General features: G+C 44.2%; 7 protein-coding genes. 5 read left to right on the top strand and 2 right to left on the bottom strand.

What is annotated here, in order from left to right:
• From RMO79_RS19310 to RMO79_RS19295, 4 genes are all read left to right on the top strand, one after another.
• Positions 1-753 (top strand): DUF6683 family protein (locus RMO79_RS19310; protein ID WP_310484873.1); only part of this gene is annotated, 753 nt, incomplete at its 5' end.
• 2 nt (positions 754-755) lie between these two features.
• Positions 756-1301, top strand: coding sequence for a hypothetical protein (locus RMO79_RS19305; protein ID WP_310484872.1), 546 nt, complete (start codon positions 756-758; stop codon positions 1299-1301).
• Positions 1302-1334: 33 nt separating this feature from the next.
• The gene (locus RMO79_RS19300; protein WP_310484870.1) at positions 1335-2447 is read left to right on the top strand and encodes a HupE/UreJ family protein; all 1113 of its coding nucleotides are present in this window, start codon (positions 1335-1337) and stop codon (positions 2445-2447) included.
• 138 nt (positions 2448-2585) lie between these two features.
• Positions 2586-3308 carry a hypothetical protein gene (locus RMO79_RS19295; protein ID WP_310484869.1) on the top strand — a complete coding sequence of 241 codons (723 nt, stop codon included), beginning with the start codon at positions 2586-2588 and terminating at the stop codon, positions 3306-3308.
• 186 nt (positions 3309-3494) lie between these two features.
• Here RMO79_RS19295 and RMO79_RS19290 read toward each other — a convergent pair whose 3' ends face one another.
• Both RMO79_RS19290 and RMO79_RS19285 read right to left on the bottom strand, forming a co-directional pair.
• On the bottom strand, positions 3495-4925 hold the full coding sequence (locus RMO79_RS19290; protein WP_310484868.1) for an FAD-binding domain-containing protein: 1431 nt from the start codon (positions 4923-4925) through the stop codon (positions 3495-3497).
• Positions 4926-5195: 270 nt separating this feature from the next.
• Positions 5196-6911 (bottom strand): ABC1 kinase family protein, encoded by a 1716-nt coding sequence (locus tag RMO79_RS19285; RefSeq protein ID WP_396136636.1) that lies wholly within the window; start codon positions 6909-6911, stop codon positions 5196-5198.
• Between the two features lie 353 nt (positions 6912-7264).
• Between RMO79_RS19285 and RMO79_RS19280 the strand changes: the two genes are divergently transcribed.
• Positions 7265-8134, top strand: a complete 870-nt coding sequence (locus tag RMO79_RS19280; RefSeq protein WP_310484867.1) for an NAD(P)-dependent oxidoreductase — start codon at positions 7265-7267, stop codon at positions 8132-8134.
• Positions 8135-8164: the final 30 nt, after the last annotated feature.

Below are 8164 nucleotides of genomic sequence, written 5' to 3'. Positions count from 1 at the left end.
GTCCCGATCGAGCAAGCAACACCACAAATTATCATCGCAGATTCTTCAGATTATGGTGGTGGCTGGGCAGTACCTTCACTAGATACCGCTATTTCGATTGGTAGAGATGTCGTTAATCGTGCAAATTTTGACAGAATAGTCTTGGAGAATAGCCGTTCGGGAAGTAGCTCGAATCCTAATCGCAATAATTCTAAACCCAGTACAACATCTATACTAGCAGTCAAAAAATTAGCTAGTCTAGAATTCAAACCATCTATTAAACTCCGCCAGCAAAATCTTTCCCGTTTCTTTGCAAAATTGAGTGCTAATAATTCGCCAGGAGCCGGACAAACCGCCCAGACACCTTCTGGAACTGCTGTAATGGCACAAATTGATAAAGGCATGGCAGCCGTTGGCTTAAAATCGAATAATGTTGCCGATGCTTACGCCGTTTATTGGACTAGTGCGTGGCTCGGTTCGCGCGGTCGAAATGAAGATTTGCCCAGATCGCAAATGATTGCTGTCCGAAATCAGGCGGCAAATGCTTTACTGTTAAATCCTAAATTAACATCTGCAACTAATACCCAAAAGCAAGAACTGGCAGAAGCAATGATTCTTCAGGCGATCGTTATTTCAACTTCGATCGGCAATACCAAATCCGACCCCGCATTGATGGAAAAAGTAAAAGTTGCCATTTCTCAAGGAGCCAAAGGGATGGGACTAGATCTCGATCGGATGACCCTGACACCCCAGGGATTCCAACCTATTAATTAATAATGAATCAGAAAAGCAATTTTAAGTATCTATTTATTCTGGCGTTACTTTCCATTGTCAGTCTATTAGAGCCTCAATCGGCAATCGCACAAGAACGTAAGACTGTTAAAGATTATTTCTTAAATCTACCAGCTAGTTACGTCAGAATGACCACTGGCGGTAGACAGATGAATCGAACCGAACGATCTCAACTTTTAGAACGCGGCGGTACGATCGTCGATATTAATAACGGTTATCTACGGACTACTGGCGATACTTGTTTGCACGAGTTGGCAATATTTAAAAGAACTAAGGGCAGTCCGTTAATTGCAATTAATACAGCTTGTACTGTCGGCGATTCGATCGCAATTGTAGACCCCGATCGTAACTGGAAAGATATTACCACTCAAGTTTTTCCGATGCAAACACTCAAGACAAATAATGAAATGGGAGTAACGATTAAATTACCGCGTCAAGGCAAAGTAATTACGATCGGTGAAGGCGACCCTGCCGTGCGCTGGCAGATAGTTTTTAAAAACGATCGCTTTCAAGCTATGAAAAACTTTTAAGATTAATTACAATCTTTAATTAAATCAAAAAACATGCTAAATTCTAATTTTCAGATCTCCAAATTTGCCAGAAGTTCGATCGCCTTGCTACTCGGATTGTGGCTGAGTTTTAATCTTGCTACACCCACTCAGGCACATTGGGCAGATTTAGCAGTAGCCGATATTAAAATCGAACAGCAGGATGTTAATATTAATCTAACGATACCAACTGGTTTAGTCGAACAGTTTGATGATGATAAAAACAAGCAATTGTCAGAGGCCGAGATAACCAAACACCAAAAAGATCTTCAGACATTTTTCAACGAAAAAGTTCAACTGACAGCAGCACGAGAACAAAGTGAAACTCTAATTATTAAATCTGCAATTGGTAAAAAGCTACCATCGAACTTAATCGCCACCCCCGATACTCATAGCAACCTACTATTGCAATATCGTTGGGCGCAGCCGATAAGCCAATTGCAATTACATTACGATTTATTCATACCGGGGGTAAATACAGCGCGGTGTTTGGCACAAGTAGCTAATGGCGATCGACTCGATAATTTAGTGTTAACACCAACATCTAAAAATGTTGCGCTCATCGATGCACCAATTCTACAACAGATTACTAGTTTTATCGGATTGGGAGTCGAACATATCTGGACGGGCTACGACCATATTTTATTCTTGATTAGCCTGATAATGTTGGGTGGACAATTAAGTTACTTAATTAAAGTAGTTACAGCATTTAGTCTCTCTCACTCGATTACTTTATCTTTGGCAGTCTTAAATATTGTCTCTGTACCGAGTCGCTGGGTAGAGATTATCATTGCACTATCGATCGCGTACATTGCGGCTGAAAATTTATGGAAGAAGGAACCAGATTTAGGCAGATGGAAGTTAGCTTTTGGGTTTGGTTTAATTCATGGCTTAGGCTTTTCTTCGGTCTTACGGGAGTTAGAATTGCCTAGAGATAATTTATTAGTCTCGCTACTGAGTTTCAGTGCGGGTATCGAAATGGGGCAAATTGCGATCGTGCTATTTGCTTATGTTTGTTTGTCTTATCTTCGCAAGTTACCTTGGGATTTAACCATTCGGCGGTTAATTTCTGGTGGTGTAATTGTAATGAGTTTAATTTGGTTCTGGGAGCGTGCTTTTGTGGGATAGTAAATTGCTATGTTACGAGATCGATGTATTAATTGCGATCTATCAACATCTGAAGTACAATCTGGCAAGGGTAACAGATAGTAAAACCGTATAAAAAACGGGATTGTAAGTACTTTTCGTAGTCAGGAATACATTCCTATGAAAATAATTGTCGGGTTATCGAGCATCGCCCTTGTTTCATTTGTTAGCATTACCCCAGGTTTCGCTCTGGATCGATCGATATCCAGTACAGTTGAATCTAGTGTCGGAAAAAGTACTCTAGTAGCTGGCGGATTAACCACACTAGAGCGCGAACTCAAGCGTGCAGAAAACCGTGCAGCAGCTGAAGCCAGAAAGGCTGCAAATAAAGTCCGCCAAACCGAAAACCGCGAAGCTGCTGAAGCCAGACAAGAAGAACGCAAGGCACGTCAAACTCAATACAGGGAAGAATACCGTCAAGGTTATGAGGCGAGACAAGCAGCCGCAGCAGAACGTCGCGCTCAATCGGAGGCACGTCAGGCTGAAGCTGCCAAAAAGCAGGCGGCGATGGCTGCCGAAGCCCAGAAACGCGAAGCGGAAAAAGCAGCAGCAATCGAGAAAGAACGTGCGTATTACGCAAGTCTTTCTCCAGCTCGAAAGAAAGAATACGACGCTCAAAAGCAAGCTCAACAGCAGGCAAGATGGCAACTTTTGGGTAATTTATTAAATGTTGGGATGAGTATGATGGGTGACTCTTCCCCAGCAGCACCAGCAGAAACAGGTTTAACTCAAGCTGAGATCGATCGCAACAATCGTCGCGATAATCCAGCCCCTCAGACTGCACCCGCGCCCGCTCCAGTAATCAATGATTTTTTTGGTACAACTCGCGGTGTTGGACAATAAGTTTGGTAGGCATTACCCTCTAATCTAAACTCATGTAGAGACAAAACCTATCCTTATTTTAGAAGTAGTCGATCGCAATCATTCAATTGCGATCGATTTAGTTTTAGCCTAGAAAACACATCCCCGACTTCTCGAAGAAGTCGTGGATGTCGCATAATTCTAAACAGGTTTCTAAGCGTTCTTAGTCTACATGGCACCTTTAACGCTGGCATATAAATCTTTGAATAACCTTTGCTGCTCGCTATGGTCTACGATCGGTAGTGGATATTTAACCTGATGGCGAGTTAAGGGTAAAATATTGCCACTGAGAATAACATTAGTATCGATCGATTTTAATTCTGGCACCCATTGGCGGATATATTCGCCTTCTGGATCGAATTTTTTAGCTTGAGTATACGGGTTAAAAATCCTCAGAGGCTTGGGATCCATGCCACTCGACGCGCTCCATTGCCAGCCACCATTATTTGCCGATAAATCGCCATCGATAAGGCGTTCCATAAAGTATTTTTCGCCCCATTGCCAGTCAATAATCAAATCTTTCGTCAGGAAACTGGCGACGATCATTCGACATCGGTTGTGCATCCACCCCGTCTGTTTGAGTTGGCGCATGGCAGCATCGACGATCGGATAGCCCGTTCTGCCCTCACACCAGGCTTGAAAATGAGTTTCGTCGTTTTTCCAAGGAAAGTGTTTAAAGTGGTCGCGGTAAGGCCCCTGGGCTAGGCTGGGGAAGTTATACATCGCCTGCTGATAAAATTCTCGCCATGCGAGTTCTTGTTGCCAGGTGGTAATTCCCGCACGGGCTTCATCGCTTCTGGCTTCTACCATTGCGGTAGTTGTAGCAGCCCATATACTACGAATACCAATCGTCCCAAATACCAGCGCAGCACTCATTTCCGATGTGCCAGGGTTGGCGGGATAGTTGCGTTGTTCGTCGTATTCAGAGATCGCACGGTGGCAGAATTTTGTGAGTACTTGCTCGGCGGCACTGGTACCTGGCTCTTGGGCCAGGGGCTGCTCCCAGGTAAATCCTAACTCTTTGGCAGTAGGTAGATCGATCGTCGGTACGAGCGTCAGAGCTTGTCTTTCGGTGGGCGTTAATTGGCTGGGGGGCAATTTGACTTCAACTGGTGCGGGTTTAGGCTGGCTATTCCAGTTGCGCCAGAAGGGGGTATAGACGCTGTAGGGCTGTTTGTTCCCAGTTTGAATGGCATTCGGTTCGTGGAGGAGTCGATCCCACTGGGGATTCGCTTGAATATTTTGGGCTGTTAAGGCGGCTGTTACGCGCTCGTCGCGAGTCTGGGAGTAAGGTTCGACATCAAGGTGCCAGTGGACTGCTGTAGCTTTAAGGGTGCTGGCTAGCTGCGGTATTTTGGAGATCGGATCTCCATCGATAAATAGTAACTCGCTCCTGGCTTGGCGATAATCTTCAGCCAGCATTTTTAAGCAGCCGATGAGATAAGCAACTCTAGCTGGAGCCACAGCCTGGGATAGAATGGCTCGATCGAAACAAAACACGCCGATGACTCTAGCACCAGTCTCGCACGCTGCTGCTAAACCGATGCTATCTGAAACTCGTAAGTCCCGACGATGCCAAAATAGAACTAAATCTGACATTAAAAACCCTATTTACACCCTCAAAGCTCGAACCTAGATGGCAGAATATATCCACCATCTAGGTTTATGAGAGCAATTTTAATTAAGTGACATACCTCGCCGACCGATAAAGGAGCGGCGATACCTTGATGCTTCACTGGAACGTGCTACTAAAGTAGTCTTATCGGCCCTCCACGCCCATTTAAAGTCTCCCAATGCCCTATGGCGACTATCGTTAATCTTAGCAAAAAACCTGACGATGGCACGGCGATCGCGCCAGATTTTCAATAATTATTTGCTATTTGTCAGGGAACCGAGCAGTGAGTTGACACCTGCGGTAGACAGATTCCCGATTGCTTTAGGGACGCTATCTGCTAAGGCACCGATCGCGACGTTAATTAGTTTAGCTGGTTCTAGTTCTACTTTAACTAGATTCCATAATTGCTGAACTTCACTGACATGTAAGCGATTATCTTCGGTTAGTGCCATGATAATCTGGTTGCGAATCGATCGACCTTCGGCAGACAATAGGAATTGAAAGCCTAATTGTGCGGTGGGAAGCAGATCGAAGTTGTTATCGCTACGCGCAATCCCGATCATACTTTCCAACCGTTTCCACTGGAGTTTACCATCTTTGATCGCTACTTCTAGCAATCGGCGGCGCATCTCTGGTGTTTCACCATTGAGCAATCTTTGAGCGACGTAAGGATAGCCAATTTCGACGATTTTAAATTCTGGATTGAGGCTGAGTGCGATCCCTTCTTGGGTGACGAGGGAGCGAATGATCAGCGAAAATTGGGCGGGAACGCGGAAGGGGTACTGAAACATCAATTCCGAAAATTCATCGGTAATTGTTTTAAAGTTAAAGTTACCAACATTTTCGCCGATCGCATTATCTAATACGCGCTCTAGGGCGGGGATAATTGGCGAAATATCGATATCTGGTGTGAGGAAACCCAGTTCCACAAAGTCATCGGTGAGCGAGGGATAGTCTTTATTAATTACATGTACTATCGATCCGGCAATCGTTTCTTTGGTACTTTGGGTGAGTTGATCCATCATGCCAAAGTCGATAAATGCCATCCGCCCGTCGGCGAGGGCAAATAAGTTACCAGGATGAGGATCGGCATGAAAGAAGCCAAATTCTAACAACTGTCTCAAGCCAGCATAAACACACGCTTTAATCAGTTTATCGCGATCGAGTCCAGCTCTTCTAATTCCTTCTAAATCGGTTAATTTAATCCCATCGATCCACTCTAATGTCAGCACGTTGCGACTGGTATATCGCCAATAAATCGAGGGCACTTTAACAGCAGGATCGTCTTGAAAGTTGGCGGCAAACTTCTCGGCATTCCGCCCTTCATTCTCATAATCGATTTCTTCAAATAACTTGGTACCAAATTCATCGACGACGATCGTTAGGTTATCGCCTAAGTTCAATGGTAAGAACGGTTTAATCCAAGTAGCCGCCCATCTTAACAGATATAAATCGCGGGTAATAGTCGGCAGTAAATTAGGGCGTTGAACTTTAACGGCTACATCTTCACCGCTATACAACCTAGCCTTATAAACTTGACCCAAACTAGCAGCAGCAACTGGACGCGGTGAGATCTCTTTGTACAGCTCTTCAACCGATTTTTTGAGCTGAGTTTCAATAATCTGCATCGCCAACTCGTTGTCGAAAGCTGGCAATTGATCTTGTAGCTTAATCAGCTCATCCAAGTAATCTTGTCTGATTAAATCGGGGCGCGTCGATAGCGATTGTCCGACTTTAATAAATGTCGGGCCTAAACGAGTTAAAATCTCTCGTAGTTGCTCGGCGCGTTGGTACTTATTGGCTTCGGTATTACCAACCGATCGATCGAGTAGTAGACCAAGTATAAATCCGCCAAACAACCAGACTACACCGATTGCCCGCCAGATTACCAGCCAAGGACGTTTATTATAGTAACTAGCAATTACGCGTGGATTGTACTGCCGCATTTGGGCGAGTTGTTGCTGACTCACGTTTTGAAGTATCCTCTTACTCGATCGATCCGTATAATGATAATTATGAGCCGATAAAATTAATTTTAATTACATTTTTCCTGAATATCTTAATTTTTCGCAATCAAACTCATAATTTATTCTTAATAATATTGTACAAAACTATAACTTAGACGGTACTATCGCAATAACCGAACCTCAGTTCGATCGCGGCAAACCCAGTCTGGGTGTATACATTGAGGATTGGGGATCGGTATTTATGGTAAATTAGAGTTAGAGCGGTTACATTAACGCTCGTCCGTCTCTTCATAGTACCCATTTAGTGCTAATCTCTCCAGCAGCACTCTCGTCAGGGGCAGACTTGTTTCCTAACAATGCAGAAATTATTAATTACTGGTGCAAGTGGCTTTCTAGGTTGGAATCTGTGCCAAGTTGCGCGTGCTGACTGGGAAGTACATGGAATCTACGATCGACATCCGATCGAAATTCCTGATGTGAGTTTACATCAAATCGATCTCACTAATGCCGATGTAGTTACAGCCGAGATCGAGCGGATTTTACCTGTTGGTGTCATTCATCTCGCCGCAGCTTCTAGCCCCAACTTTTGTCAAACGCATCCAGCCCAATCTTATCTCATCAACGTTACTGCGACAGAGAACTTAGCCAGAGTCTGTTTCCAGGCAAAAATTCCCTTTGTCTTCACCTCTACCGATTTAGTATTTGACGGTACCCAGCCGCCGTATAAAGAGACAGATCCCGTCTCGCCGATTAATACCTATGGCGAACAAAAAGTAGCAGCCGAGCGAGGGATTTTAGCTGTTTATCCCCGCGCGACAATTTGTAGAATGCCGTTGATGTTTGGCAACGCACCACCAACCGCGATGAGTTTTATTCAACCTTGGATCGAATCGTTAAAATCCGATCGCAGTTTACAGTTGTTTGTCGATGAATTTCGGACTCCAGTTAGTGCTATGACTGCTGCACATGGATTATTGCTAGCTTTACAGTTAGCTCCGGGCATAATTCATTTAGGCGGTAAAGAACGAATTTCTCGGTATGAATTTGGACTGCTATTGGCAGAAGTATTTAACTTCGATTCGGCATTATTATCGCCCATGAAGCAACAAGATCTAGCAATGTCTGCTCCGCGTGCGGCGGATGTTTCATTCGACATTCGTAAAGCGATCGAATTTGGTTATCAAGTGCCATCATTGCGATCTCAATTAGCCTCAATTAATATTTAGGAATGAGGATTAAATAACGTGCATTGCCGC

It is taken from the genome of Chamaesiphon sp. VAR_48_metabat_403 (assembly GCF_031422475.1).
Taxonomy (GTDB): domain Bacteria; phylum Cyanobacteriota; class Cyanobacteriia; order Cyanobacteriales; family Chamaesiphonaceae; genus Chamaesiphon.
This window is presented reverse-complemented; position numbering and strand designations above follow the sequence as displayed.

What these genes read in the sequence shown, in the direction of transcription:
- RMO79_RS19295 (WP_310484869.1), top strand. Translation starts at nt 2,586, where the DNA reads ATGAAAATAATTGTCGGGTTATCGAGCATCGCCCTTGTTTCATTTGTT.
- RMO79_RS19280 (WP_310484867.1), top strand. Translation starts at nt 7,265, where the DNA reads ATGCAGAAATTATTAATTACTGGTGCAAGTGGCTTTCTAGGTTGGAAT.
- RMO79_RS19305 (WP_310484872.1), top strand. Translation starts at nt 756, where the DNA reads ATGAATCAGAAAAGCAATTTTAAGTATCTATTTATTCTGGCGTTACTT.
- RMO79_RS19300 (WP_310484870.1), top strand. Translation starts at nt 1,335, where the DNA reads ATGCTAAATTCTAATTTTCAGATCTCCAAATTTGCCAGAAGTTCGATC.
- RMO79_RS19290 (WP_310484868.1), bottom strand. Translation starts at nt 4,925, where the DNA reads ATGTCAGATTTAGTTCTATTTTGGCATCGTCGGGACTTACGAGTTTCA.